General features: G+C 51.0%; 42 protein-coding genes and 1 rRNA gene. 6 read left to right on the forward strand and 37 right to left on the reverse strand.

Annotated features, from left to right (window positions below; all coding sequences use genetic code 11):
• Nucleotides 1-3: 3 nt before the first annotated feature.
• Together ACQG03_RS19575 and ACQG03_RS19580 are read right to left on the reverse strand one after the other, a co-directional pair.
• Nucleotides 4-1,545, reverse strand: a 16S ribosomal RNA gene (locus ACQG03_RS19575).
• Between the two features lie 325 nt (nucleotides 1,546-1,870).
• Complete coding sequence (locus tag ACQG03_RS19580; protein ID WP_257000462.1) at nucleotides 1,871-2,002, reverse strand: hypothetical protein; 132 nt, start codon at nucleotides 2,000-2,002, stop codon at nucleotides 1,871-1,873.
• 16 nt (nucleotides 2,003-2,018) lie between these two features.
• On the opposite strand from ACQG03_RS19580, the gene ACQG03_RS19585 reads away from it, so the two are divergent.
• Nucleotides 2,019-2,573, forward strand: a complete 555-nt coding sequence (locus ACQG03_RS19585; protein WP_063163993.1) for a gamma carbonic anhydrase family protein — start codon at nucleotides 2,019-2,021, stop codon at nucleotides 2,571-2,573.
• Here the strand turns inward: ACQG03_RS19585 and ACQG03_RS19590 are convergent.
• Genes ACQG03_RS19590 through dprA form a run of 6 tightly spaced genes read right to left on the reverse strand, consistent with a single transcriptional unit; the run spans nucleotide 2,549 to nucleotide 6,332 of the window.
• Nucleotides 2,549-2,797, reverse strand: coding sequence for a DUF1488 domain-containing protein (locus tag ACQG03_RS19590; RefSeq protein WP_032626752.1), 249 nt, complete (start codon nucleotides 2,795-2,797; stop codon nucleotides 2,549-2,551). The genes ACQG03_RS19585 and ACQG03_RS19590 overlap by 25 nt on opposite strands.
• A complete protein-coding gene (aroE, locus tag ACQG03_RS19595) occupies nucleotides 2,794-3,612 on the reverse strand; it encodes a shikimate dehydrogenase (RefSeq protein WP_063163992.1) in 819 nt (272 codons plus the stop codon). Before aroE ends, ACQG03_RS19590 begins: the two co-directional genes overlap by 4 nt.
• Before the next feature lie 4 nt (nucleotides 3,613-3,616).
• Nucleotides 3,617-4,189: an L-threonylcarbamoyladenylate synthase type 1 TsaC gene (tsaC, locus tag ACQG03_RS19600; protein WP_022649580.1), complete on the reverse strand. Its 573-nt coding sequence runs from the start codon at nucleotides 4,187-4,189 to the stop codon at nucleotides 3,617-3,619.
• The gene (locus tag ACQG03_RS19605) at nucleotides 4,182-4,736 is read right to left on the reverse strand and encodes a DNA topoisomerase family protein (protein ID WP_023298754.1); all 555 of its coding nucleotides are present in this window, start codon (nucleotides 4,734-4,736) and stop codon (nucleotides 4,182-4,184) included. Before ACQG03_RS19605 ends, tsaC begins: the two co-directional genes overlap by 8 nt.
• Nucleotides 4,737-4,762: 26 nt before the next feature.
• On the reverse strand, nucleotides 4,763-5,236 hold the full coding sequence (gene smg / locus ACQG03_RS19610) for a DUF494 family protein Smg (RefSeq protein ID WP_000460665.1): 474 nt from the start codon (nucleotides 5,234-5,236) through the stop codon (nucleotides 4,763-4,765).
• The gene (dprA, locus tag ACQG03_RS19615) at nucleotides 5,208-6,332 is read right to left on the reverse strand and encodes a DNA-protecting protein DprA (RefSeq protein WP_032626756.1); all 1,125 of its coding nucleotides are present in this window, start codon (nucleotides 6,330-6,332) and stop codon (nucleotides 5,208-5,210) included. Before dprA ends, smg begins: the two co-directional genes overlap by 29 nt.
• Before the next feature lie 127 nt (nucleotides 6,333-6,459).
• Between dprA and def the strand changes: the two genes are divergently transcribed.
• From def to mscL, 5 genes are all read left to right on the forward strand, one after another.
• Nucleotides 6,460-6,969 carry a peptide deformylase gene (def, locus tag ACQG03_RS19620; protein ID WP_006812188.1) on the forward strand — a complete coding sequence of 170 codons (510 nt, stop codon included), beginning with the start codon at nucleotides 6,460-6,462 and terminating at the stop codon, nucleotides 6,967-6,969.
• 23 nt (nucleotides 6,970-6,992) lie between these two features.
• A complete protein-coding gene (gene fmt, locus ACQG03_RS19625; RefSeq protein WP_023298756.1) occupies nucleotides 6,993-7,940 on the forward strand; it encodes a methionyl-tRNA formyltransferase in 948 nt (315 codons plus the stop codon).
• Nucleotides 7,941-7,992: 52 nt separating this feature from the next.
• The gene (gene rsmB / locus ACQG03_RS19630) at nucleotides 7,993-9,279 is read left to right on the forward strand and encodes a 16S rRNA (cytosine(967)-C(5))-methyltransferase RsmB (RefSeq protein WP_063163994.1); all 1,287 of its coding nucleotides are present in this window, start codon (nucleotides 7,993-7,995) and stop codon (nucleotides 9,277-9,279) included.
• Between the two features lie 22 nt (nucleotides 9,280-9,301).
• Nucleotides 9,302-10,678 carry a Trk system potassium transporter TrkA gene (trkA, locus tag ACQG03_RS19635; protein ID WP_003863337.1) on the forward strand — a complete coding sequence of 459 codons (1,377 nt, stop codon included), beginning with the start codon at nucleotides 9,302-9,304 and terminating at the stop codon, nucleotides 10,676-10,678.
• Between the two features lie 146 nt (nucleotides 10,679-10,824).
• Nucleotides 10,825-11,238, forward strand: coding sequence for a large-conductance mechanosensitive channel protein MscL (gene mscL / locus ACQG03_RS19640; RefSeq protein ID WP_003863335.1), 414 nt, complete (start codon nucleotides 10,825-10,827; stop codon nucleotides 11,236-11,238).
• Here the strand turns inward: mscL and ACQG03_RS19645 are convergent, their stop codons facing one another.
• From ACQG03_RS19645 to rplD, 29 genes are all read right to left on the reverse strand, one after another.
• Nucleotides 11,239-11,454 carry an alternative ribosome-rescue factor A gene (locus ACQG03_RS19645; protein ID WP_022649585.1) on the reverse strand — a complete coding sequence of 72 codons (216 nt, stop codon included), beginning with the start codon at nucleotides 11,452-11,454 and terminating at the stop codon, nucleotides 11,239-11,241.
• Between the two features lie 57 nt (nucleotides 11,455-11,511).
• Entirely contained in the window at nucleotides 11,512-11,937 is a 426-nt protein-coding gene (zntR, locus tag ACQG03_RS19650) for a Zn(2+)-responsive transcriptional regulator (protein ID WP_003863328.1), read from the reverse strand.
• Between the two features lie 2 nt (nucleotides 11,938-11,939).
• The gene (locus tag ACQG03_RS19655; RefSeq protein ID WP_022649586.1) at nucleotides 11,940-12,308 is read right to left on the reverse strand and encodes a DUF1992 domain-containing protein; all 369 of its coding nucleotides are present in this window, start codon (nucleotides 12,306-12,308) and stop codon (nucleotides 11,940-11,942) included.
• A 107-nt stretch (nucleotides 12,309-12,415) separates the two neighbouring features.
• Nucleotides 12,416-12,799 (reverse strand): 50S ribosomal protein L17, encoded by a 384-nt coding sequence (gene rplQ / locus ACQG03_RS19660; RefSeq protein WP_001216368.1) that lies wholly within the window; start codon nucleotides 12,797-12,799, stop codon nucleotides 12,416-12,418.
• Nucleotides 12,800-12,839: 40 nt separating this feature from the next.
• Nucleotides 12,840-13,829: a DNA-directed RNA polymerase subunit alpha gene (locus ACQG03_RS19665; protein WP_002919219.1), complete on the reverse strand. Its 990-nt coding sequence runs from the start codon at nucleotides 13,827-13,829 to the stop codon at nucleotides 12,840-12,842.
• A gap of 25 nt (nucleotides 13,830-13,854) precedes the next feature.
• Nucleotides 13,855-14,475 carry a 30S ribosomal protein S4 gene (gene rpsD / locus ACQG03_RS19670; protein WP_003863314.1) on the reverse strand — a complete coding sequence of 207 codons (621 nt, stop codon included), beginning with the start codon at nucleotides 14,473-14,475 and terminating at the stop codon, nucleotides 13,855-13,857.
• A 32-nt stretch (nucleotides 14,476-14,507) separates the two neighbouring features.
• Nucleotides 14,508-14,897 (reverse strand): 30S ribosomal protein S11, encoded by a 390-nt coding sequence (gene rpsK / locus ACQG03_RS19675; protein WP_003863312.1) that lies wholly within the window; start codon nucleotides 14,895-14,897, stop codon nucleotides 14,508-14,510.
• A 16-nt stretch (nucleotides 14,898-14,913) separates the two neighbouring features.
• A complete protein-coding gene (rpsM, locus tag ACQG03_RS19680; RefSeq protein WP_003863308.1) occupies nucleotides 14,914-15,270 on the reverse strand; it encodes a 30S ribosomal protein S13 in 357 nt (118 codons plus the stop codon).
• 146 nt (nucleotides 15,271-15,416) lie between these two features.
• Complete coding sequence (gene rpmJ, locus ACQG03_RS19685) at nucleotides 15,417-15,533, reverse strand: 50S ribosomal protein L36 (protein ID WP_000868187.1); 117 nt, start codon at nucleotides 15,531-15,533, stop codon at nucleotides 15,417-15,419.
• Nucleotides 15,534-15,564: 31 nt separating this feature from the next.
• On the reverse strand, nucleotides 15,565-16,896 hold the full coding sequence (gene secY, locus ACQG03_RS19690) for a preprotein translocase subunit SecY (protein ID WP_003863305.1): 1,332 nt from the start codon (nucleotides 16,894-16,896) through the stop codon (nucleotides 15,565-15,567).
• A 7-nt stretch (nucleotides 16,897-16,903) separates the two neighbouring features.
• Nucleotides 16,904-17,338, reverse strand: a complete 435-nt coding sequence (rplO, locus tag ACQG03_RS19695; RefSeq protein ID WP_014885468.1) for a 50S ribosomal protein L15 — start codon at nucleotides 17,336-17,338, stop codon at nucleotides 16,904-16,906.
• 3 nt (nucleotides 17,339-17,341) lie between these two features.
• Nucleotides 17,342-17,521, reverse strand: a complete 180-nt coding sequence (rpmD, locus tag ACQG03_RS19700) for a 50S ribosomal protein L30 (protein WP_003863301.1) — start codon at nucleotides 17,519-17,521, stop codon at nucleotides 17,342-17,344.
• A gap of 6 nt (nucleotides 17,522-17,527) precedes the next feature.
• Entirely contained in the window at nucleotides 17,528-18,028 is a 501-nt protein-coding gene (gene rpsE, locus ACQG03_RS19705; protein ID WP_003863299.1) for a 30S ribosomal protein S5, read from the reverse strand.
• Between the two features lie 14 nt (nucleotides 18,029-18,042).
• On the reverse strand, nucleotides 18,043-18,396 hold the full coding sequence (gene rplR, locus ACQG03_RS19710) for a 50S ribosomal protein L18 (protein WP_003863297.1): 354 nt from the start codon (nucleotides 18,394-18,396) through the stop codon (nucleotides 18,043-18,045).
• Nucleotides 18,397-18,405: 9 nt separating this feature from the next.
• Nucleotides 18,406-18,939: a 50S ribosomal protein L6 gene (gene rplF / locus ACQG03_RS19715; RefSeq protein ID WP_003863296.1), complete on the reverse strand. Its 534-nt coding sequence runs from the start codon at nucleotides 18,937-18,939 to the stop codon at nucleotides 18,406-18,408.
• Between the two features lie 12 nt (nucleotides 18,940-18,951).
• Entirely contained in the window at nucleotides 18,952-19,344 is a 393-nt protein-coding gene (gene rpsH / locus ACQG03_RS19720; protein WP_006178918.1) for a 30S ribosomal protein S8, read from the reverse strand.
• Between the two features lie 30 nt (nucleotides 19,345-19,374).
• Entirely contained in the window at nucleotides 19,375-19,680 is a 306-nt protein-coding gene (rpsN, locus tag ACQG03_RS19725) for a 30S ribosomal protein S14 (protein ID WP_003863291.1), read from the reverse strand.
• Between the two features lie 14 nt (nucleotides 19,681-19,694).
• Nucleotides 19,695-20,234, reverse strand: coding sequence for a 50S ribosomal protein L5 (gene rplE, locus ACQG03_RS19730; RefSeq protein ID WP_022649589.1), 540 nt, complete (start codon nucleotides 20,232-20,234; stop codon nucleotides 19,695-19,697).
• 14 nt (nucleotides 20,235-20,248) lie between these two features.
• Nucleotides 20,249-20,563 carry a 50S ribosomal protein L24 gene (rplX, locus tag ACQG03_RS19735; protein ID WP_003863287.1) on the reverse strand — a complete coding sequence of 105 codons (315 nt, stop codon included), beginning with the start codon at nucleotides 20,561-20,563 and terminating at the stop codon, nucleotides 20,249-20,251.
• Between the two features lie 10 nt (nucleotides 20,564-20,573).
• On the reverse strand, nucleotides 20,574-20,945 hold the full coding sequence (gene rplN, locus ACQG03_RS19740; protein ID WP_002919748.1) for a 50S ribosomal protein L14: 372 nt from the start codon (nucleotides 20,943-20,945) through the stop codon (nucleotides 20,574-20,576).
• 166 nt (nucleotides 20,946-21,111) lie between these two features.
• The gene (rpsQ, locus tag ACQG03_RS19745) at nucleotides 21,112-21,366 is read right to left on the reverse strand and encodes a 30S ribosomal protein S17 (RefSeq protein ID WP_002438707.1); all 255 of its coding nucleotides are present in this window, start codon (nucleotides 21,364-21,366) and stop codon (nucleotides 21,112-21,114) included.
• A complete protein-coding gene (gene rpmC, locus ACQG03_RS19750; RefSeq protein ID WP_003863282.1) occupies nucleotides 21,366-21,557 on the reverse strand; it encodes a 50S ribosomal protein L29 in 192 nt (63 codons plus the stop codon). Before rpmC ends, rpsQ begins: the two co-directional genes overlap by 1 nt.
• Nucleotides 21,557-21,967 carry a 50S ribosomal protein L16 gene (rplP, locus tag ACQG03_RS19755; protein WP_002919759.1) on the reverse strand — a complete coding sequence of 137 codons (411 nt, stop codon included), beginning with the start codon at nucleotides 21,965-21,967 and terminating at the stop codon, nucleotides 21,557-21,559. The genes rpmC and rplP overlap by 1 nt, the downstream gene beginning before the upstream one ends.
• A gap of 12 nt (nucleotides 21,968-21,979) precedes the next feature.
• A complete protein-coding gene (gene rpsC / locus ACQG03_RS19760; protein ID WP_000529945.1) occupies nucleotides 21,980-22,681 on the reverse strand; it encodes a 30S ribosomal protein S3 in 702 nt (233 codons plus the stop codon).
• Nucleotides 22,682-22,698: 17 nt separating this feature from the next.
• Nucleotides 22,699-23,031, reverse strand: a complete 333-nt coding sequence (rplV, locus tag ACQG03_RS19765) for a 50S ribosomal protein L22 (RefSeq protein WP_002919773.1) — start codon at nucleotides 23,029-23,031, stop codon at nucleotides 22,699-22,701.
• 14 nt (nucleotides 23,032-23,045) lie between these two features.
• Nucleotides 23,046-23,324 (reverse strand): 30S ribosomal protein S19, encoded by a 279-nt coding sequence (rpsS, locus tag ACQG03_RS19770; RefSeq protein WP_001138117.1) that lies wholly within the window; start codon nucleotides 23,322-23,324, stop codon nucleotides 23,046-23,048.
• 16 nt (nucleotides 23,325-23,340) lie between these two features.
• The gene (rplB, locus tag ACQG03_RS19775) at nucleotides 23,341-24,162 is read right to left on the reverse strand and encodes a 50S ribosomal protein L2 (protein ID WP_000301859.1); all 822 of its coding nucleotides are present in this window, start codon (nucleotides 24,160-24,162) and stop codon (nucleotides 23,341-23,343) included.
• 17 nt (nucleotides 24,163-24,179) lie between these two features.
• Nucleotides 24,180-24,482, reverse strand: coding sequence for a 50S ribosomal protein L23 (gene rplW / locus ACQG03_RS19780; protein ID WP_000617546.1), 303 nt, complete (start codon nucleotides 24,480-24,482; stop codon nucleotides 24,180-24,182).
• Nucleotides 24,479-25,084: a 50S ribosomal protein L4 gene (gene rplD, locus ACQG03_RS19785; protein ID WP_000424395.1), complete on the reverse strand. Its 606-nt coding sequence runs from the start codon at nucleotides 25,082-25,084 to the stop codon at nucleotides 24,479-24,481. The genes rplW and rplD overlap by 4 nt, the downstream gene beginning before the upstream one ends.
• Nucleotides 25,085-25,089: the final 5 nt, after the last annotated feature.

Genomic DNA, 25,089 nt, shown 5'->3' on the forward strand with positions numbered 1-25,089 from the left:
AGGTAAGGAGGTGATCCAACCGCAGGTTCCCCTACGGTTACCTTGTTACGACTTCACCCCAGTCATGAATCACAAAGTGGTAAGCGCCCTCCCGAAGGTTAAGCTACCTACTTCTTTTGCAACCCACTCCCATGGTGTGACGGGCGGTGTGTACAAGGCCCGGGAACGTATTCACCGTGGCATTCTGATCCACGATTACTAGCGATTCCGACTTCATGGAGTCGAGTTGCAGACTCCAATCCGGACTACGACGCACTTTATGAGGTCCGCTTGCTCTCGCGAGGTCGCTTCTCTTTGTATGCGCCATTGTAGCACGTGTGTAGCCCTACTCGTAAGGGCCATGATGACTTGACGTCATCCCCACCTTCCTCCAGTTTATCACTGGCAGTCTCCTTTGAGTTCCCGGCCGGACCGCTGGCAACAAAGGATAAGGGTTGCGCTCGTTGCGGGACTTAACCCAACATTTCACAACACGAGCTGACGACAGCCATGCAGCACCTGTCTCAGAGTTCCCGAAGGCACCAAAGCATCTCTGCTAAGTTCTCTGGATGTCAAGAGTAGGTAAGGTTCTTCGCGTTGCATCGAATTAAACCACATGCTCCACCGCTTGTGCGGGCCCCCGTCAATTCATTTGAGTTTTAACCTTGCGGCCGTACTCCCCAGGCGGTCGACTTAACGCGTTAGCTCCGGAAGCCACGCCTCAAGGGCACAACCTCCAAGTCGACATCGTTTACGGCGTGGACTACCAGGGTATCTAATCCTGTTTGCTCCCCACGCTTTCGCACCTGAGCGTCAGTCTTTGTCCAGGGGGCCGCCTTCGCCACCGGTATTCCTCCAGATCTCTACGCATTTCACCGCTACACCTGGAATTCTACCCCCCTCTACAAGACTCTAGCCTGCCAGTTTCGAATGCAGTTCCCAGGTTGAGCCCGGGGATTTCACATCCGACTTGACAGACCGCCTGCGTGCGCTTTACGCCCAGTAATTCCGATTAACGCTTGCACCCTCCGTATTACCGCGGCTGCTGGCACGGAGTTAGCCGGTGCTTCTTCTGCGGGTAACGTCAATCGACAGGGTTATTAACCCTGTCGCCTTCCTCCCCGCTGAAAGTACTTTACAACCCGAAGGCCTTCTTCATACACGCGGCATGGCTGCATCAGGCTTGCGCCCATTGTGCAATATTCCCCACTGCTGCCTCCCGTAGGAGTCTGGACCGTGTCTCAGTTCCAGTGTGGCTGGTCATCCTCTCAGACCAGCTAGGGATCGTCGCCTAGGTGAGCCGTTACCCCACCTACTAGCTAATCCCATCTGGGCACATCCGATGGCAAGAGGCCCGAAGGTCCCCCTCTTTGGTCTTGCGACGTTATGCGGTATTAGCTACCGTTTCCAGTAGTTATCCCCCTCCATCAGGCAGTTTCCCAGACATTACTCACCCGTCCGCCACTCGTCAGCGAAGCAGCAAGCTGCTTCCTGTTACCGTTCGACTTGCATGTGTTAGGCCTGCCGCCAGCGTTCAATCTGAGCCATGATCAAACTCTTCAATTTAAGTTTGATGCTCGTGAATTAAACTTCGTAATGAATTACGTATGTTCACTCAGAGACTTGGTATTCATTTTTCGTCCGAGGACGTTAAGAATCCATGTCACTTTGAGTGCCCACACAGATTGTCTGATAAATTGTTAAAGAGCAGTTGCGACGCGCTTCAGCGCTCTGTCGCGAGGTGGCGTATATTACGCTTTCCTCTTTCAGAGTCAACCCGTTATTTCAGGATTTTTCTCTTCAACCGACCGGGTAGTCTGTGAAGTGATTCACATCTGCCGTGTCGATGGAGGCGCATTATAGGGATCCCAGTTTTTAGCACAAGTATTTTTTAGATCTTTTTTTCCAACTGATGATTTTCCGTGCTTTTCGCTGAAAACCCACCCGATCCGCTTAAAAATTGACGCATTTTGCCTTGCCTCGCTCCAGGAATACGATCAAAGTCTTCTTTAATAACGCTCATCTGTATCGAGGTAGATATGTTTGCAGTATTACGTCCTTATAAAGATCTGTTCCCCCAAAAAGGCGATCGCGTGATGATCGATGCCATCAGCGTGGTCATTGGTGATGTTCGCATGGCCGATGATGTCAGCATCTGGCCACTTGTCGCGATCCGGGGCGATGTTAACTACGTTGCAATCGGTGCACGCACCAATATTCAGGACGGCAGCGTGTTGCATGTGACTCATAAGTCATCTTATAACCCTGAGGGCAACCCGCTCATTATTGGGGAAGATGTTACCGTCGGCCATAAAGTGATGCTCCACGGCTGCACGATCGGTAACAGGGTTCTCGTTGGGATGGGATCGATTTTGCTGGATGGCGTCATTGTAGAAGATGACGTAATGATTGGCGCAGGGAGTCTTGTTCCGCAAAACAAGCGTCTTGAAAGTGGGTATCTCTATTTAGGCAGCCCGGTTAAACAGATCCGCCCCCTAAAAGAGACGGAGATCGAAGGATTGAAATACTCAGCGAACAATTACGTTAAATGGAAAAATGACTATCTGGATCAGGATAACCAGACCCAACCCTGATCGTCTTCCTGCTGATCGCGGATCAAATCGCTGGCATCCTCTTCCAGGTCCCAGCGATTTTCGCAAAAGACCGCTAACGGATCTGCCCCCCCAAAGCGCTGAAGCAACGTTTCCCCTTTAATCGCACAGGTGAGCTGCATTCCATGCACCAGCACCGGGAAACAAACCGCTTGCTTGTTTTCATCCCAGATTTCTCTGTCGGGAAAATGAATCGCCTGATTCACGCCGTCATTTCCTGTTTCAGCTTTTCAATCACCGGTTCTACAGCGGGTAACAGGCCATGCCAGAGTAGCACCGCATGAGCCGCCTGCCCCACCAGCATTCCCAGACCATCAGCCACGTGTTTTGCCCCCTGTTGTTCGCACCAGGTCAGAAAGGGCGTTTTCCCTTTTTGATAAAACATGTCATAGGCGTAGATGTGGGAATGAATCAGGGATGCAGGAATCGCCGGGATCTCTCCATTAATACCGCTTGAGGTGGCATTAATCACAAGATCAAATTCGTGACGCGCGAGATCGTCAGGTGCTACCGCAGCTACGCTGCCTGTGTGTGCGAACAACGCCGCCAGCTCTTCTGCTCTGGAGAAAGTACGGTTGGTGATTGTCACCGCACAATCCAGCGAAAGAAGAGGAAGCAATACGCCGCGCGAGGCGCCACCCGCGCCGATCAGCAGGATCCGAAAGCCTGGTTTAATAAACGACAATCGCTCCAGATCGCTGAGTAAACCAATCCCATCGGTGTTATCGCCCAGAAGGCGACCATCTTCAAGCCGCTTAAGAGTATTGACGGCGCCAGCGAGCGACGCACGTTCGGTCAGTTCATCCGCGCGCCCGAAAGCCTCTTCTTTAAAAGGCACCGTGACGTTCGCACCTTTACCACCCGCATCAAAAAAGCTATTCAGCGTCGGTATAAATGCATCAACAGGCGCAAGAACCCGACCATACGGGTGATCTATATGCAATTGCTCCGCAAACAGCCGATGGATCAGAGGCGACTTGCTGTGCGCGATCGGGTTACCAAAAACAGCATAGGTTTCCATCACATTATCCCTGGCGAAAACGTTCGCCGGTCAAGGCATCGCGAATTTCTGACGGGTTAAGACGACCACCGGTTTCACCCACGGCAACAGGGAAATCATTCCCGAACTGCGCCAGAACTTCTTCGGTTGTCCGACAAGGGGGAAGCCCGGTCAGGTTGGCGCTGGTTGAAACCAGAGGTTTACCAAATGCCTGGCATAACTCCACCACCAGCGGATGGTCGGTGACACGTACCGCGAGTGAATCGAAACGCCCGGTTAACCAGCGCGGCGTTGTCGGCTGTGCAGGAAAAACAAACGTCACGGGACCAGGCCACGCAGAGAAAATGGTTTCCCGCTGTGCAGGTGTCAGCATGGAATCATCAATATAAGGCTTAAGCTGCTCGTAGTTCGCAGCGATCAAAATCAATCCTTTTTCGACAGGCCGCTGTTTTAGCGCCAGCAGACGGTTAACGGCGACTTCGCTGTCAGGATCACACCCGACCCCGAAAACGGCTTCTGTTGGATAGGCGATGACTTCTTCTTTTTTCAGGATTTCCACCGCCTGCGCGATGGAGCCTGATGGCAGGTTATTATTCACTGATTTGATCCGCCGAAACCGGCTTTCCACATTGTTTACTGGCGCAAAAGCGTTTCAAGCCTTGCGCGGTTTTCTTCTCTATAAGTAACGGATAATCGCAATGAGAGCAGACGCCCGCTACTGGTTTGAAATTGATGACGAACTGGCATTCAGGATAGCGATCGCACGAATGGAAGGTCTTGCCATAACGAGAGCGCCGCTGCACCAATTGGCCACGCTGGCACTGAGGGCAGGCAATTGCCGTTTCATCTGGCTTATCAATTTGTTCCGTATGTTCACACTCCGGGTAGCGGCTGCATCCGATAAACATCCCGAACCGCCCCTGCCGCAGCGCCAGTTCACCGCCACAGAGAGGACAAAGCTGTCCCTCCAGAATTTTGACGATATGTCCATCCGCCTGGCTTTTCAGGGGACGGACATAATCACATTCCGGATAGTGTGAACAACCGAGAAACGGACCGTGTTTCCCGGACCGAATAACAAGTTCTGCCCCGCACTGTGGGCAGGGCTCGTTTTTATGCACCGTGAAGAGTGCTGATTTGGCCATAACAACTCTTGTTGCTGCACATAGAATTAATGCAGCATACCTTCATTCACTTCAAAGAGTAATTCTTCCATTTGCTGATAGGCATTTTCACAGCCTGGAATGTTGAACAGAACCATCAGGATCACCCATTTCAGATCTTCCAGTTCAAACTCAGCAGTATCCAGCGCCATGACGCGCTCTATCACCATCTCTCTCGTTTCGAGGTTTAGCACCTGAATCTGCTCGAGGAATAAAATGAATCCCCGGCAGCTGGCATCCAGCCTTTCACACTCTTCAGCTGTATAGATGCGCACAGACAATGGGTCAGAAGCAAGCTGCATCGGTTCGGCGAGGCCGTCCTGATAATCAGCCAACTTATCCAGCCACATCAACGCATTATATATATCTTCCCGCTCAAAACCTGCGTCGGTCAGATCCCGTGTTAATTTGTCCTGATCCACCTGCATTTCTGCTTCGTTGTGGATGTAAGTCTCAAACAAATACATCAGTACGTCGAACATGGCATGCCCTCCTTAATCGGACATAGCCGCCGGGTACAGCTGCGATCCACCCTGCTAACTCCAGTTCGAGTAGCTGTGCTACCGTTACTGGCACAGGTTGGCCGGCACGTTCAGCGACAACGTCAACAGGTGTTACCTCATCTCCTACGTTAGCCAGGAGCTTGGGAAATGGCAATGCTACTGCCTCCTGATCCGATGAAATATGTCGCTTTTGGAGATCATCCTGCAACCAATGCAGTCCATACTGCAAATTTTCAAGGATATCTTCTTTGCAGGTCACCAGCGTCGCCCCCTGTTTTATCAGCCAGTGAGGGCCTTCGCAGCCGGGGTTCCCCAACGGGCCGGGCAGCGCAAAAACTTCACGCCCCTGCTCCAGTGCGCACCTTGCGGTAACCAGCGATCCACTCCGAATCGCAGCTTCGACCACCAGCACACCCTGGCTTAACCCACTGATGATCCGGTTACGCCGTGGAAAGTTACCCGGTCTGGGCGGTGTTGAGAGTGAAAACTCAGACACTATTGCCCCCTCTGAAGCAATAAGTTGCTCAGCCAGAATATGATGACGACGCGGATAGAGACTAAAAAGACCATTGCCAAGCACGGCGACACTTCGCCCTTTTGCGGACAACGCCGCATGATGTGCTACACCGTCGATGCCGCAAGCCAAGCCACTGGTGATCGTAAAGCCACATTGGGACAGCTGTTCGCTCAGCATTTTCCCCCAACGCTCGCCATACCACGAGGGCGCACGGCTGCCCACTACCGCAAGCTGCATGCTATTAAGCACGTCAACGCGGCCTCTCACAAATAGCGCCCCGGGAAAATCAGGGATAGAACGCAACAATGGCGGGAAGCGAGGATCATCCGCCGTGAGAAGGTGGTTGTCGGCGTGTTCCAGCCATTCCAGACTACGTTCAAGCTCACTCTCGCTGAACGAAAAAAACTTTACGGCATGTTTGGGCGAAAGCCCTGACGCGTTGACGGCTTCAGCATCGACGGTTGCCTGGCGAAGCAGCCTCTGCGCAATCTCCAGCATCGCATCACCGTATAACGACCCGATGTTTATAAGCCGTAACCATATCTCTGTGGACGTCATCCTTTTCCCTGCCATAAGCAGCCTCAGCAATCTTTGCGATTGGTCACTGATGCTGTCAATCGACCGGGGATTTGTCTAGAATAGAAGTAATATTCTTATCAACTCCTGAACACGACTCTGGAAATTTATGGCAGTTTTGCAAGTGTTACATATTCCTGACGAGCGCCTTCGCATCGTCGCGGAACCGGTTAAAGAAGTGAATGCAGAAATTCAGCGTATCGTCGATGATATGTTCGATACCATGTACGCTGAAGAAGGCATTGGCCTTGCCGCGACCCAGGTAGACATTCACAAACGTATTATTGTGATCGACGTTTCTGAAAATCGTGATGAGCGCCTGGTGCTGATCAACCCTGAGCTGCTGGAAAAAAGCGGCGAAACAGGTATTGAGGAAGGCTGTCTGTCTATCCCTGAACAGCGCGCTTTGGTGCCACGTGCCGAAAAAGTTAAAATCCGCGCACTGGATCGTGACGGCAATCCGTTTGAGCTGGAAGCCGACGATCTGCTGGCAATTTGCATTCAGCATGAGATGGATCACCTGGTCGGTAAACTGTTTATCGATTACCTCTCACCTCTGAAGCAACAGCGTATTCGTCAGAAAGTTGAGAAACTGGATCGTTTGCGTTCTCGCGCTTAACGCCCCCGGATACAAGGAATAACGTGTCTACATCACTACGTATAATCTTCGCGGGTACCCCTGATTTTGCAGCGCGTCATCTCGACGCGCTGTTAACGTCTGGCCATCAGATTGTTGGCGTATTTACTCAGCCGGACCGTCCGGCTGGCCGCGGTAAAAAACTGATGCCTGGCCCGGTTAAGGTACTGGCAGAAACACATGGTTTACCGGTTTTCCAGCCTGCGTCATTACGACCTGAGGAAAACCAGAAGTTAGTGGCAGACCTGAACGCGGACGTGATGGTAGTTGTGGCTTACGGCCTCATTCTGCCGAAAGCGGTACTTGATATGCCCCGCCTTGGCTGTGTTAACGTTCATGGTTCTTTGCTCCCACGCTGGCGTGGTGCAGCCCCTATTCAGCGCGCTCTGTGGGCAGGCGATGCTGAAACTGGCGTGACAATCATGAAGATGGACGTAGGTTTAGACACGGGCGACATGCTGTATAAACTGGCGTGTCCCATCACCGCAGAAGATACCAGCGCCACGCTGTATGACAAGCTGGCGGATCTCGGCCCGCAGGGGCTGATTGAGACGCTGCAACAGCTTGCTGACAATACAGCGACACCTGAAGTGCAGGATGAGGCACAGGTGACCTATGCTGAGAAACTGAGTAAAGAAGAAGCCCGGATCGACTGGTCCCTGTCAGCAGCTCAACTCGAACGCTGCATCCGCGCCTTTAATCCATGGCCGATGAGCTGGTTGATGATTGATGAGCAGCCAGTGAAAGTCTGGAAAGCTTCAGTTATTAACGGCAATGCATCGGCAGAGCCCGGTACGATTATCGACGCCAGCAAAAACGGTATCCAGGTTGCGACCGGAGAAGGGATACTGAATCTTGAATCGCTGCAACCGGCCGGTAAAAAGGCAATGAGCGCGCAGGATCTATTAAATTCTCGTCGTGAATGGTTCATCCCTGGCAATCGCCTTGCCTGAACAAATTTATTCTTAAGGCCCGGTGTTTCCGGGCATTTTTATTTTTACGGTTATGAAAAGACAAAATCTACGCACTATGGCGGCTCAGGCCGTTGAGCAGGTTATCGAGCAGGGCCAGTCACTGAGTAATGTCCTGCCTCCACTGCAACAAAAGGTTTCCGATAAAGACAAAGCCCTGCTCCAGGAGCTGTGCTTTGGCGTGCTGCGCACCCTCTCTCAGCTTGAGTGGTTGATTAACAAGCTGATGTCACGCCCGATGAGCGGCAAGCAGCGTACCGTGCATTATTTGATCATGGTCGGTTTCTACCAGCTTCTTCATACCCGCATTCCACCTCATGCTGCGCTGGCCGAGACAGTGGAGGGTGCCGTTGCGATTAAACGTCCTCAGCTAAAAGGATTGATCAACGGCGTGCTGCGTCAGTTCCAGCGTCAGCAGGACGAACTGCTGGCAGAATTTGCGCAAAGCGAAGCGCGCTTCCTTCACCCTGAATGGCTGCTGAATCGCCTTAAAAAAGCCTACCCACAGCAATGGCAAGACATTGTGGATGCCAATAATCAACGTCCGCCGATGTGGTTACGCGTCAATCGTAACCATCATACACGCGACGCATGGCTGGCCCTGCTGGAAGAGGCCGGAATGAGCGGCTTCACACACGCTGCTTATCCTGATGCGGTTCGTTTAGCCTCCCCTGCACCGGTACATGCATTACCCGGTTTTGAAGAGGGCTGGGTAACGGTACAGGACGCATCTGCTCAGGGCTGCATGACCTGGCTTGAGCCGAAAGACGGGGAGCAGATCCTCGATCTCTGTGCAGCGCCAGGGGGGAAAACAACGCACATCCTGGAAGTGGCGCCGCAGGCCAGCGTGATGGCCGTGGATGTTGATGAGCAGCGCCTTTCACGCGTCTATGACAACCTTAAGCGTCTGGGTATGAAAGCACAGGTTAAGCAAGGCGATGGACGCAAACCCGCTGACTGGTGTGGTGATACCCGGTTCGATCGCATTTTGCTGGACGCCCCCTGCTCAGCAACCGGCGTGATTCGTCGTCATCCCGATATCAAATGGCTGCGTCGCGATCGTGATATCAAGGAGCTTGCCCAGTTGCAATCCGAAATTCTGGATGCCATCTGGCCGCATCTCAAACCCGGCGGAACCCTGGTGTATGCAACCTGCTCTGTTCTCCCGGAAGAGAACAGTAAGCAAATTGCGGCTTTCCTGAAACGCACCCCGGACGCTATGCTGCACGATACGGGAACGCCTGAGCACCCGGGTCTGCAAAACCTGCCGGGCGCAGAAGAGGGTGATGGCTTCTTTTACGCTAAGCTAATCAAAGAGTGATGTTGAGAACAGGTCACGAAAGATGAAAATTATCATTCTGGGCGCAGGGCAAGTTGGCGGAACGCTGGCGGAAAATCTCGTGGGTGAAAACAACGATATCACCATTGTGGATACCAATGGCGATCGCCTGCGCGTTTTGCAGGACAAGTTCGACCTCCGCGTTGTTCAGGGGCACGGCTCTCATCCACGTGTGCTTCGGGAAGCGGGCGCGGACGATGCCGACATGCTGGTTGCAGTAACCAGTTCTGATGAAACCAACATGGTTGCATGTCAGGTGGCCTACTCGCTTTTCAACACCCCAAACCGCATCGCCCGCATTCGTTCTCCGGACTATGTCCGGGATGCGGAGAAGCTGTTTAATTCCGAAGCGGTACCCATCGACCATCTTATTGCGCCTGAACAGCTGGTTATCGACAGTATTTATCGTCTGATTGAGTACCCGGGCGCGTTGCAGGTTGTGAACTTTGCTGAAGGGAAAGTAAGCCTGGCGGTCGTGAAGGCTTATTACGGGGGCCCGCTGATTGGTAATGCCCTGTCGACAATGCGCGAGCATATGCCACATATCGATACGCGTGTTGCGGCGATTTTCCGTCACGACAGACCTATTCGTCCGCAAGGTTCCACCATTGTAGAAGCCGGGGATGAAGTCTTCTTTATTGCGGCTTCTCAGCATATCCGTGCGGTGATGAGTGAACTACAGCGTCTCGAAAAACCGTATAAACGTATTATGCTGGTTGGCGGCGGTAATATTGGCGCAGGTCTGGCGAGACGGCTGGAAAAAGACTACAGCGTGAAGCTGATCGAACGGGATCAACAACGCGCGTCAGAGCTGGCTGAAAAACTTCAGAATACCATCGTGTTTTATGGCGATGCTTCGGATCAGGAATTGCTGGCCGAAGAGCATATCGATCAGGTTGATCTTTTTATTGCCGTCACCAACGACGACGAAGCGAATATTATGTCCGCCATGCTCGCTAAACGTATGGGGGCGAAAAAAGTTATGGTGCTTATCCAGCGTAAGGCTTATGTCGATCTGGTACAGGGTAGCGTAATTGATATTGCTATTTCACCCCAGCAAGCCACCATCTCTGCCCTGCTAAGCCATGTGCGTAAAGCGGATATTGTCGGCGTGTCATCTCTTCGTCGTGGTGTTGCTGAAGCCATTGAAGCCGTCGCTCACGGGGATGAAACGACGTCACGCGTTGTTGGTCGCGCAATCGATGAAATTAAACTTCCACCAGGCACCATTATCGGCGCAGTAGTGCGAGGTAATGATGTGATGATCGCCAATGATAATTTACGTATTGAGCAGGGTGACCACGTTATTATGTTCCTGACCGATAAAAAATTTATTACCGACGTCGAGCGTTTATTCCAGCCAAGCCCGTTCTTCCTGTAATGATTTGGGTGCTCAGACGAGGGCACCCAAATATTAACCTTCTAATTTTCATGCCTTTTATTTTTCATAATGATTATTTATCCCCAATGGCAATTAGCTAATCATTTGTTAAACTTATAGGCGTCAGCTGGCACAAGGAGAACATAATGAGTTTTATTAAAGAATTTCGCGAATTTGCGATGCGCGGGAATGTGGTGGATTTGGCTGTGGGTGTCATTATTGGTGCGGCGTTCGGTAAGATCGTTTCATCATTAGTCGCCGACATTATTATGCCGCCGTTAGGACTGTTGATTGGAGGCATTGATTTCAAACAATTCGCCTTCACCCTTCGGGAAGCTCAGGGCGATATCCCTGCGGTTGTAATGCACTACGGCGTATTCATTCAGAACGTATTTGATTTCGTGATCGTGGCATTTGCCATTTTCATGGCGATCAAACTTATCAACAGACTTAACCGTAAAAAAGAAGAACCGGCTGCTGCCCCGCCAGCACCAACTAAAGAAGAAGTCTTACTGACTGAAATTCGCGATCTGTTAAAAGAGCAGAATAACCGCGTTTAATCAGGCGAGAGAAACAGAAAGGCCAGTGGTAAAAAAGCGATTAGCTTGCTTGCCACTGGCCTCCCAATTACCACGTTGTGCATGTTTACCTTTACGCAAATAACTCCCTTTTCCCTTCTTGTTCTTCTCAACACGCTGTCTAAAAAGCGGGTCGTGAAGCAATGCCTCAATGGCGTTATCCTTAATTTGTCCCTTAGTATGCTGATAGCGGCTCATCATTTCTCCTGAGCATAGTTAATGTCGGCAGGAGTCTAGTCCGTGGCTGATAAAAAATCAACAACCCTGAGTTTCACTACTGGCGCCCTGTTCAAGGGCTTCCAGTATTGAGCAATAAACACTGCTGTGAGCAGTACCGCAGCACGCGTCATTCAGCCTTTGTAGAGATCGTTGCATGGCCTGCAGCTCCTGAATTCGTCCTTCAACTTCATCCAGCCGGGCCTGAACGATGCTTTTAGATTCCTGACACGTATGATGTTCAGGATCGATACGGATCGACAGCAGTTCACGGATCGACTCCAGCGTGAAGCCGAGTTGCCGGGCATAGCGGATAAAACGAAGGCGTTGCAGGTCGTTATCCGTATAAAGGCGAAATCCACCTTCTGTTCTGACCTCATGATCGATCATCTGCTGCTTTTCGTAGTAGCGGATAGTATCCGGCGTTACGTTAGCAAGCTTAGCAAGTTCACCTATGCGGTACATGGCTACTCCTCGTTTATTTTTTGCATTAACCTTTCACTGTACTCACCATGCAAAAAGTCAGTATTCATTCCCGTCTGGCGCAGTTTTATTTCGATGAGCGCTAAACGACGGCTGATTTCGGAGTACCGCGGGTCATTCTTATGAATGCCTTTAAGCAGATCGGCAAGCTCGACGGCTTCATTGCGTTGCTGAAGTTCAGGGGGTAAACAACCTGCATTTTTCAGTAAGCGATAACCGGCTCGTAATTCAGGGGGAATGTGTGAATCATCGTCCAGCACCAGTGGCTCACCGCTACCGGGGAGATTTTCAAACTCGCCTTTGTTTTGGGCATCGCTAATATGGCGTTCAGCCCACTGATCGAGCAACCACATAATGAACTCCAGGGGATGAGCAGAAAAGATACAGACATTGTAGATAAGTGGAGATTCTGCGGATATAAAAAAACCCGCCGAGGCGGGTTTTTTTACGTTACTACAGATTACTCTGCAGCAGCTTCTGCTTTCTCTGAACGATCAACCAGCTCGATGTATGCCATCGGCGCGTTGTCGCCTGCACGGAAGCCACACTTCAGAATGCGAGTGTAACCACCGGCACGGCTCGCGAAACGCGGGCCCAGTTCGTTAAACAGTTTTGCCACGATCTCGTTATCACGAGTACGGGCGAATGCCAGACGACGATTAGCAACGCTGTCAGTCTTGGCAAGAGTAATCAGCGGCTCAACTACGCGACGCAGCTCTTTCGCTTTAGGCAGGGTCGTCTTGATGATTTCATGACGAACCAGTGAACCTGCCATGTTGCGGAACATAGCCTGGCGATGGCTGCTGTTGCGGTTCAGTTGACGACCACTCTTACGATGGCGCATGACCTTATCCTTCTCAGTAAAACCTTAACCTGTGATCCGGTTACTCGTCAGCAATGCTTGCTGGTGGCCAGTTTTCCAGGCGCATGCCCAGAGACAGACCACGTGAAGCCAGCACGTCTTTAATCTCGGTAAGAGATTTTTTACCCAGGTTCGGCGTTTTCAGCAACTCAACCTCGGTACGCTGTACCAGATCACCGATATAGTGGATAGCTTCTGCCTTGAGGCAGTTAGCAGAGCGGACAGTCAATTCCAGATCGTCAACAGGGCGCAGCAGGATCGGATCGAATTCTGGTTTCTCTTCTTTCACTTCCGGCTGACGTACATCACGTAAGTCAACGAAAGCTTCCAGTTGTTCTGCCAGGATGGTTGCCGCACGACGAATCGCCTCTTCAGGATCGATTGTGCCATTGGTTTCCATTTCGATGACCAGCTTGTCCAGGTCGGTACGCTGTTCTACACGCGCTGCTTCAACATTGTAGGCAATACGCTCTACAGGGCTGTAGCATGCGTCGACCAGCAGACGGCCGATTGGGCGCTCATCTTCTTCCGAATGAATTCGGGCAGAAGCCGGCACATAACCACGACCGCGCTGAACTTTGATACGCATGCTAATAGCTGCGTTCTCATCGGTCAGGTGGCAGATCACGTGCTGCGGCTTGACGATTTCAACATCACCGTCGTGGGTGATGTCGGCTGCAGTCACAGGGCCAATGCCAGATTTATTCAGAGTAAGAATAACTTCATCTTTACCCTGAACTCTCACCGCCAGCCCTTTCAGGTTGAGCAGGATTTCAAGGATATCTTCCTGAACGCCTTCTTTGGTGCTGTACTCATGAAGTACACCATCAATCTCAACCTCGGTCACCGCGCAACCCGGCATCGATGAGAGCAGAATACGGCGCAGTGCGTTACCCAGAGTATGGCCAAAGCCACGCTCTAAAGGCTCAAGGGTCACCTTGGCGTGCGTCGAACTCACTTGCTCGATATCTACCAGGCGCGGTTTTAGAAACTCTGTCACAGAACCCTGCATTGTGTCCTCTCTTTGGTACTAAGCTTTACTTGGAGTAAAGCTCGACGATCAGGTGTTCGTTAATGTCCGCAGACAGATCAGAACGCTCAGGCTGACGCTTGAACGTACCTTCCATCTTGCCAGCATCAACTTCCAGCCAGGTTGGCTTTTCACGCTGCTCAGCCAGCTCCAGAGCGGCTTTCACGCGAGATTGCTTTTTCGCTTTCTCACGAATGCTAACAACGTCATTCGCTTTAACCTGATAAGAAGCGATGTTAACAACACGACCGTTTACCATGATTGCTTTATGGCTAACCAACTGGCGTGATTCAGCACGAGTCGCGCCGAAGCCCATACGGTATACAACGTTGTCCAGACGACCTTCCAGCAGAGCCAGCAGGTTTTCACCTGTGTTGCCTTTCAGACGTGCTGCTTCTTTATAGTAGTTACGGAACTGACGCTCCAGCACACCGTAGATACGGCGAACTTTTTGCTTTTCACGCAACTGCACACCATAGTCAGACAGACGCGGTTTACGCGCACCGTGCTGGCCAGGAGCTTGTTCAATTTTACACTTGGTATCGATCGCGCGAACGCCAGACTTAAGGAATAAGTCGGTGCCCTCACGACGGCTCAGCTTGAGCTTAGGACCCAAATATCTTGCCATTTTCTATCTCCAACTAACCTAAAAAACGAGCGTTATACGCGACGTTTTTTCGGCGGACGACAACCGTTATGAGGGATCGGAGTCACATCAGTAATATTCGTGATGCGGAAACCAGCGGCGTTCAGAGCGCGAACAGTAGATTCACGACCCGGACCCGGACCTTTAACCATAACTTCCAGATTCTTGATGCCGTATTCTTTTACGGCTTCAGCGCAACGCTCTGCTGCAACCTGAGCTGCGAACGGAGTGGATTTGCGAGAACCACGGAAACCGGAACCACCGGCTGTTGCCCAACCCAATGCGTTACCCTGACGATCAGTAATAGTAACGATGGTGTTGTTGAAAGAAGCATGGATATGAGCCACGCCGTCAGAGACTTGTTTTCTTACACGTTTACGTGCACGAACTGGTGCCTTTGCCATTATTCAATCACCCCGATTATTTCTTGATCGGTTTGCGCGGACCCTTACGGGTACGTGCGTTGGTCTTAGTACGCTGACCGCGCACTGGCAGACCACGACGATGACGCAAACCGCGATAGCAACCAAGATCCATCAGGCGCTTGATGCTCATGCTGATTTCACGGCGCAGATCACCTTCAACGACAAATTTGGCAACTTCGTCACGCAGCGTGTCGATTTGTTCTTCAGACAGCTCACTGATCTTAACATCTTCAGCGATACCCGCTGCAGCCAGAATGGCTTTGGAACGGGTCTTGCCGACGCCGTAGATCGAAGTTAATGCGATCACAGCATGTTTCTGATCAGGAATGTTAATGCCTGCTATACGGGCCACTATGCACTCCTACTATTTAATATGTACGCACCATGCTGAAAAGCCCGTTTTCAGGATACTCAAATGGAAACGTACAGACATACAAAAGATTGGCTGGCTAATCTAGCCAGCTCAACCCAACTTTGCAAGAAAAATATGCGAAATAATCAGCCTTGGCGCTGTTTATGCTTCGGCTCGGCACTGCAAATCACACGGATGACACCATCACGCTTAACGATTTTGCAGTTACGGCATAATTTCTTGACGGAAGCACGAACTTTCATTTTTACTCTCCGTAACTTCTCAGACGACCATTTAGCGGCCGTAGCCTTTCAGGTTCGCCTTCTTCAATGCAGACTCATACTGACTGGACATCATCAGAGTTTGCACTTGAGCCATAAAGTCCATAATCACGACAACAACGATAAGCAGTGAGGTCCCACCGAAGTAGAACGGTACTTTCATTGCATCACGCATGAACTCCGGGATCAGGCAGATAAAAGTAATATAAAGCGCACCAACCAAAGTCAGGCGAGTCATTACTTTATCGATATACTTCGCCGTTTGCTCTCCCGGACGAATTCCTGGTACAAATGCACCGGACTTCTTCAGGTTATCTGCTGTTTCACGCGGGTTGAAGACCAACGCCGTGTAGAAGAAACAGAAGAAGATGATCGCAGACGCATAGAGTAACACATAAAGTGGTTGCCCAGGCTGCAAATACAGCGAAATTGTTGTCAGCCAGTTCCAACCAGTACCGCCCCCGAACCATGACGCGATGGTTGCCGGGAACAGAATAATACTGGAAGCGAAGATAGCCGGGATAACCCCCGCCATATTCACTTTCAGCGGTAAATGTGTGCTCTGTGCAGCATAGACACGACGACCCTGCTGACGTTTAGCGTAGTTCACCACAATGCGGCGTTGACCACGTTCAACGAAGACAACAAAGAACGTCACTGCAAATACTAATACTGCAACCAACAGCAACAGGAGGAAGTGCAGGTCGCCTTGACGCGCTTGCTCGATAGTATGGGCGATGGCCGGCGGGAGACCCGCAACGATACCGGCGAAGATAATGATTGAGATACCGTTACCGATACCTCGTTCAGTAATCTGTTCGCCGAGCCACATCAGGAACATGGTCCCTGTGACCAGACTTACAACAGCGGTGAAATAGAATGCAAAGCCTGGGTTTAATACCAGGCCCTGCATACCAGGCATATTCGGAAGACCGGTAGCAATACCGATCGACTGGAATATTGCCAGCACCAGAGTGCCGTAACGGGTGTACTGGCTAATCTTACGACGTCCAGACTCCCCTTCTTTCTTCAACTCTGCCAGGGCCGGATGAACGACCGTCAGCAGCTGGATAATAATCGATGCCGAAATGTACGGCATAATACCCAGTGCGAAAATAGAAGCACGGCTGAGAGCACCACCAGAGAACATGTTGAACATTTCAATGATGGTGCCTCGCTGTTGCTCAAGCAGTTTGGCAAGTACAGCGGCATCAATACCAGGGATCGGAATAAAAGAGCCAATACGGAACACAATCAGCGCGCCGATTACAAACAGCAGTCTGCGTTTCAGCTCGCCAAATCCACCTTTGGCACTTTGAAAATCTAATCCCGGTTGCTTAGCCATCTGCTACTTATTCCTCAATTTTACCGCCAGCAGCTTCGATAGCAGCACGAGCACCTTTAGTAACACGCAGGCCACGAACAGTTACCGGAGTAGAAACTTCACCAGACAGGATCACTTTCGCGAACTCGATCTGGATACCGATAATGTTAGCTGCTTTCAGCGTATTCAGGTCTACAACGCCGCCTTCAACTTTCGCCAGGTCAGACAGACGGATTTCCGCTGTAATCGCTGCTTTGCGAGAGGTGAAGCCGAACTTCGGCAGACGACGGTACAGTGGCATCTGGCCACCCTCGAAACCGCGACGTACGCCACCGCCAGAACGAGAGTTCTGACCTTTGTGACCACGACCACCGGTTTTGCCGAGGCCAGAACCGATACCACGACCCAGGCGTTTACCCGCCTTTTTAGAGCCTTCGGCCGGAGACAGAGTATTTAAACGCATCTCTTACTCCTCAACTTTAACCATGAAGTAAACCGCGTTGACCATACCACGAACAGCAGGAGTATCCTCGCGCTCAACGGTATGACCAATACGACGCAGACCCAGGCCAAGCAGCGTTGCCTTGTGTTTCGGCAGACGACCGATTGCACTGCGGGTTTGAGTGATTTTAATAGTCTTTGCCATGGTCAATTACCCCAGAATTTCTTCAACGGATTTACCACGCTTGGCAGCGACCATTTCTGGAGAATTCATATTTTCCAGGCCATCAATAGTTGCACGAACCACGTTGATCGGGTTGGTGGAACCATATGCTTTAGCCAGAACGTTATGAACTCCAGCAACTTCCAGAACGGCGCGCATTGCACCACCGGCGATGATACCGGTACCTTCGGAAGCTGGCTGCATGAATACACGAGAACCCGTGTGAACACCTTTAACTGGGTGTTGCAGGGTACCGTTGTTCAGCGCGACGTTAATCATATTGCGACGGGCTTTTTCCATCGCTTTCTGGATCGCTGCTGGAACTTCACGCGCTTTACCGTAACCAAAACCAACGCGACCGTTACCATCACCCACTACAGTCAGAGCTGTGAAGGAGAAAATACGACCACCTTTAACGGTTTTAGATACGCGGTTTACCGCGATCAGCTTTTCCTGCAGTTCGCCAGCCTGTTTTTCGATGTGAGCCATCTTACACCTCTACCTTAGAACTGAAGGCCAGCTTCACGGGCAGCATCTGCCAGTGCCTGGACACGACCATGATATTGGAACCCGGAACGGTCAAAGGAAACATTGCTGATGCCTTTTTCCAGAGCGCGTTCTGCAACAGCTTTACCTACAGCTGCAGCGGCGTCTTTGTTACCGGTATACTTCAATTGTTCTGAGATAGCTTTTTCTACAGTAGAAGCAGCTACCAGAACTTCAGAACCGTTCGGTGCAATTACCTGTGCGTAAATATGACGCGGGGTACGATGTACCACCAGGCGAGTTGCACCCAGCTCTTTGAGCTTGCGGCGTGCGCGGGTCGCACGACGGATACGAGCAGATTTCTTATCCATAGTGTTACCTTACTTCTTCTTAGCCTCTTTGGTACGCACGACTTCGTCGGCGTAACGAACACCCTTGCCTTTATAAGGCTCAGGACGACGGTAGGCACGCAGATCTGCTGCAACCTGACCGATCAGCTGTTTATCAGCGCCTTTCAGCACGATTTCAGTCTGAGTCGGGCATTCTGCAGTGATTCCGGCCGGCAGCGGATGCTCAACAGGGTGTGAGAAGCCCAGAGACAGGCCTACTGCATTCCCTTTGATAGCTGCACGATAACCTACACCAACCAGCTGAAGCTTTTTAGTGAAGCCTTCGGTAACACCAACAACCATTGAGTTCAGCAGGGCACGCGCGGTACCAGCCTGAGCCCATCCATCCACGAAACCATCACGTGGACCGAAGGTCAGAGCGTTATCTGCATGTTTAACTTCAACAGCTTTGTTGAGGGTACGAGTCAGCTCGCCGTTTTTACCTTTGATCGTAATAACCTGACCGTCGATTTTGACATCAACGCCGGCAGGAATAACGACCGGTGCTTTAGCAACACGAGACATTCTTTCCTCCGATTAGGCTACGTAGCAGATAATTTCGCCACCAAGACCAGCCTGGCGCGCTGCACGATCAGTCATAACACCTTTAGAGGTAGAAACAACTGCGATACCAAGACCAGCCATTACTTTTGGCAGCTCATCTTTTTTCTTATAGATGCGCAGGCCTGGGCGGCTGACACGCTGAATGCTTTCTACAACAGCTTTACCCTGGAAATACTTGAGAGTAAGTTCCAGTTCCGGCTTGGTGTCGCCTTCAACTTTAAAATCTTCGATAAAACCTTCTTCCTTCAGCACGTTGGCAATTGCCACTTTCAGCTTGGCGGAAGGCATGGTGACCGCAACTTTGTTCGCGGCCTGACCGTTACGGATACGGGTCAGCATATCCGCGATCGGATCTTGCATGCTCATCTGTCTTTACTCCCGTGATTCAATTGGTAATTACCAGCTAGCCTTTTTCAAGCCTGGTACTTCACCGCGCATGGCGGCTTCACGCAGTTTGATACGGCTCAACCCAAACTTGCCCACATAACCATGTGGACGACCTGTTTGACGACAGCGGTTACGCTGACGAGACGGGCTGGAATCACGCGGCAGAGACTGCAGCTTGAGAACCGCATTCCAACGATCTTCGTCGGAAGCGTTCACATCAGAAATGATCGCTTTCAGTTCAGCGCGTTTAGCGAAGAATTTATCAGCTAAAGCTACGCGCTTTACTTCGCGTGCTTTCATTGATTGCTTAGCCATTCAGTAACCCTACCTTACTTGCGGAACGGGAAGTCAAAGGCAGCCAGCAGAGCACGGCCTTCTTCATCAGATTTCGCAGTAGTGGTAATGGTAATATCCAAACCACGCACGCGGTCGACTTTATCGTAGTCGATTTCTGGGAAGATGATCTGCTCACGGACACCCATGCTGTAGTTACCACGACCGTCGAAAGACTTAGCGGACAAGCCACGGAAGTCACGGATACGTGGAACAGCAATAGTGATCAGGCGCTCAAGGAACTCCCACATGCGTTCGCCACGCAGAGTTACTTTACAGCCGATCGGATAGCCCTGACGGATTTTGAAGCCTGCAACAGATTTGCGTGCTTTGGTGATCAGCGGTTTTTGACCGGAGATTGCTGTCAGGTCAGCTGCTGCGTTATCCAGCAGTTTCTTGTCAGCGATCGCTTCACCAACACCCATGTTCAGGGTGATCTTCTCGACCCGAGGGACTTGCATGACAGAATTGTAGCTAAACTCAGTCATGAGTTTGTTAACTACTTCGTCTTTGTAGTAATCATGCAGTTTCGCCATCGTACTACTCCAAATTACTTGATAGTTTCGCTGTTAGACTTGAAGAAACGGACTTTTTTGCCGTCTTCGAATCTAAAGCCTACACGGTCAGCCTTACCGGTAGCCGCATTGAAGATTGCAACGTTAGAAACCTGAATAGCAGCTTCTTTTTCAACGATGCCGCCTGGTTGGTTCAGGGCCGGAACCGGCTTCTGATGTTTCTTAACCAGGTTGATACCTTCAACGACGAGTTTGCCGGAAGACAGAACATTTTTTACTTTACCGCGTTTACCTTTATCTTTACCGGTTAACACGATAACTTCGTCATCACGACGGATTTTCGCTGCCATGATTCGCTCCTTAGAGTACTTCTGGTGCCAGAGAGATAATTTTCATGAACTTCTCAGTACGAAGTTCACGAGTTACCGGCCCAAAGATACGCGTGCCGATAGGCTGCTCGCTGTTATTGTTTAAAATAACGCATGCATTACCATCGAAGCGAATGACAGAACCGTCAGGGCGACGAACACCCTTCTTGGTGCGCACCACTACCGCCTTCAGCACATCACCTTTTTTGACCTTACCACGTGGAATTGCTTCCTTGATGGTGATCTTGATGATGTCGCCTACGCCTGCGTAGCGACGGTGCGAGCCACCCAGAACCTTGATACACATTACGCGACGTGCACCGGAGTTGTCGGCGACGTTCAGCATAGTCTGTTCTTGGATCATTTTAGTGCTCCGCTAATGTCAACTACTACCTGAGACTCTAAAATCAGAGCCGTTAAAAAGCCCCATATCGAGGGCGCGGCATTATAACACCGCTTCTGCAATATGGGTAGAAAAAATAAACGGCTCATTGCTGAGCCGTTTATTCGTATTGAGAATGCGTACTCTATTACAGAACCGCTTTCTCTACAACGCGAACCAGCGTCCAGGACTTAGTCTTGGACAGTGGACGGCATTCACGGATTTCAACCTTGTCGCCGATACCACATTCGTTGTTCTCGTCATGTACGTGCAGTTTGGTCGTACGCTTGATGAATTTACCGTAGATCGGGTGTTTCACAAAACGTTCGATAGCTACAACAATGGATTTCTCCATTTTATCGCTAACAACACGACCTTGCAGAGTACGGATTTTATCGGTCATTACGCACCCGCCTTCTGAGTCAGTAAAGTCTTAACGCGCGCAACATTGCGACGCACTTGCTTCAGCAGGTGAGTCTGTTGCAGCTGGCCACTTGCAGCCTGCATACGCAGGTTGAACTGCTCACGCAGCAGGTTCAGCAGCTCAGCGTTCAGCTCTTCAACGCTTTTTTCACGCAGCTCTTTTGCTTTCATTACATCACCGTCTTAGTTACAAAGGTGGTTTTGATAGGCAGTTTCGCTGCTGCCAGGCCGAAGGCTTCACGGGCCAGCTCTTCCGGAACACCGTCCATTTCATAAAGGACTTTGCCCGGTTGGATCAAGGCAACCCAGTACTCCACGTTACCTTTACCTTTACCCATACGAACTTCCAGTGGCTTCTCGGTGATCGGTTTGTCCGGGAATACACGGATCCAGATCTTACCTTGACGCTTAACTGCACGGGTCATTGCACGACGTGCTGCTTCGATCTGACGTGCAGTCAGACGACCACGGCCAACAGCTTTCAGACCGAAAGTGCCGAAGCTAACATCCGTACCCTGCGCCAGACCACGGTTGCGGCCTTTGTGCACTTTACGGAATTTTGTACGCTTTGGTTGTAACATCAGCGACGCTCCTTATTTACGGCCTTTACGCTGCTGCTTTTTAGGTTGAGCAGCCGGTTTTTCCGGTTGTTCAACAGCAGCCATACCACCCAGGATCTCACCTTTGAAGATCCATACCTTAACGCCGATTACACCGTAAGTGGTGTGCGCTTCAGAGGTGTTGTAGTCGATGTCAGCACGCAGAGTGTGCAGCGGTACGCGACCTTCGCGGTACCATTCGGTACGTGCGATTTCCGCGCCGCCCAGACGGCCGCTAACTTCAACTTTGATACCCTTAGCGCCCAGACGCATTGCGTTCTGTACAGCACGCTTCATAGCACGACGGAACATAACACGACGTTCCAGCTGAGAAGTGATGCTGTCAGCAACCAATTTAGCGTCCAGTTCAGGCTTACGAACTTCAGCGATATTGATCTGTGCAGGAACGCCAGCGATATCCGCTACGACCTTGCGCAGTTTTTCTACGTCTTCGCCTTTCTTACCGATAACGATACCAGGGCGAGCAGTGTGAATAGTCACACGGATGCTCTTAGCTGGACGCTCGATAACGATACGAGATACAGACGCTTTAGCCAGTTCCTTAGTCAGGTACTGACGTACTTTAAAATCGCTGTCCAGGTTGTCAGCGAATTCTTTGGTGTTCGCAAACCAGGTAGAGTTCCATGGTTTTACAATACCCAGGCGAATACCATTAGGATGTACTTTCTGACCCATTGCTAGTCTCCAGAGTCTCAGCGATCGGACACAACCACAGTAATGTGGCTGGTGCGCTTCAGGATGCGATCTGCACGACCTTTCGCACGCGGCATAATGCGCTTCATGCTTGGGCCTTCATCTACGAAAATTTTCGCGACTTTCAGATCGTCGATGTCAGCGCCATCGTTGTGTTCAGCGTTAGCAATGGCAGATTCCAGTACTTTCTTGACCAATACCGCAGCTTTCTTGTTGGTATAGGTCAGGATGTCCAGGGCCTGCGACACTTTCTTACCGCGAATCAGGTCAGCAACAAGGCGAACCTTCTGTGCAGAAGAACGAGCATGGCGATGTTGAGCTAAAGTTTCCATCTCTTCCTCCTACCTTATTTCTTCTTCGCTTTTTTATCAGCAGCGTGGCCGCGATAAGTACGAGTCGGTGCGAATTCACCCAGTTTGTGACCAACCATTTCGTCGGTAACAAAGACTGGAACGTGCTGACGACCATTATGGACAGCGATGGTCAAACCGATCATGTTAGGAAAGATCGTTGAACGACGGGACCAAGTGCGCAGGGGCTTCTTGTCTCCGCTTTCCACCGCTTTCTCTACCTTCTTCAGCAAGTGCAGGTCAATAAAAGGACCTTTCTTGAGAGAACGTGGCATGGCTTATCCTCTAAAATTATTTGCTACGGCGACGTACGATAAATTTATCAGTACGCTTGTTGCTGCGGGTCTTCTTACCTTTGGTCTGAACGCCCCACGGAGTTACCGGGTGCTTACCAAAGTTACGACCTTCACCACCACCATGTGGGTGATCGACTGGGTTCATCGCAGTACCGCGAACGGTAGGACGAACACCACGCCAGCGTGCAGCACCAGCTTTACCCAGAACGCGCAGCATATGCTCAGCATTGCCAACTTCGCCCAGAGTAGCGCGGCAGTCTGCTTCGACTTTACGCATTTCACCAGAACGCAGACGCAGGGTGACATAAGCACCGTCACGCGCAACGATCTGAACGTAAGTACCCGCGGAACGCGCCAGCTGACCGCCTTTACCTGGTTTCATTTCTACGTTATGAACGGTAGAACCAACCGGGATATTGCGCATCGGCAGGGTGTTGCCTGCTTTGATTGCAGCATCAACGCCAGACTGAATCTGGTCGCCAGCTTTCAGGCCTTTAGGGGCCAGGATGTAACGGCGTTCGCCATCTTTGTACAGAACCAGCGCGATGTTCGCGGAACGGTTCGGATCGTACTCAAGACGCTCAACAACTGCTGGGATACCGTCTTTGTTGCGTTTGAAGTCAACAATACGATAAGCCTGCTTGTGGCCACCACCGATGTGACGAGTGGTGATACGGCCATTGTTGTTACGACCACCGGATTTGCTGTTTTTTTCCAGCAACGGAGCAAAAGGTTTGCCCTTGTGCAGCTCAGGGTTAACCACTTTAACTACGTGGCGACGACCCGGAGATGTCGGTTTACATTTAACAACTGCCATTGTATTACTCCTCCGACTTACTCAGCGCCGCCAACGAAGTCCAGGTTCTGGCCTTCTTTCAGGGTGACGTAAGCTTTTTTCCAGTCGCTACGACGACCGATACGCTGTCCGTGACGTTTAACTTTCCCTTTAACTACCAGGGTGTTAACGACTTCGACTTCGACTTCAAACAGTTTCTGCACAGCAGCTTTAATCTCTGCTTTGGTCGCGTCTTTAGCAACTTTGAGAACGATGGTGTTTGTTTTTTCCATCGCAGTAGACGCTTTTTCAGAAACGTGCGGTGCGCGCAGCACCTTCAGCAGACGTTCTTCACGAATCATGCCAGCATCTCCTCAACTTGCTTAACAGCATCAGCAGTCATTACGACTTTGTCGAAGGCGATCAGGCTAACCGGGTCGATACCAGTCGCGTCGCGTACGTCAACCTTGTGCAGGTTACGCGCGGCCAGGAACAGGTTCTCGTCCAGCTCACCGGTGATGATCAGCACATCTTCCAGAGCCATGTCTTTCAGTTTCTGTGCCAGCAGCTTAGTTTTAGGCGCTTCAACAGAGAACTTCTCGACAACGATCAGACGATCCTGACGTACCAGTTCGGACAGGATGCTTTTCAGCGCGCCGCGGTACATCTTTTTGTTAACTTTTTGACTGTGGTCCTGTGGACGCGCAGCGAAGGTCACGCCACCTGAACGCCAGATCGGGCTCTTGATAGAACCTGAACGCGCACGGCCGGTACCTTTCTGGCGCCATGGCTTTTTGCCTGAACCAGTTACTTCAGCACGAGTCTTCTGAGCACGAGTACCCTGACGAGCACCAGCTGCATAAGCAACAACAACCTGGTGAACCAGCGCTTCGTTGAAATCACGACCGAAGGTAGTTTCGGAAACAGTCAGCGCGCTCTGCGCGTCTTTCAATACTAATTCCATTGCTA

Source organism: Enterobacter cloacae complex sp. 342H5 (genome assembly GCF_050030905.1).
Lineage (GTDB): Bacteria > Pseudomonadota > Gammaproteobacteria > Enterobacterales > Enterobacteriaceae > Enterobacter > Enterobacter intestinihominis.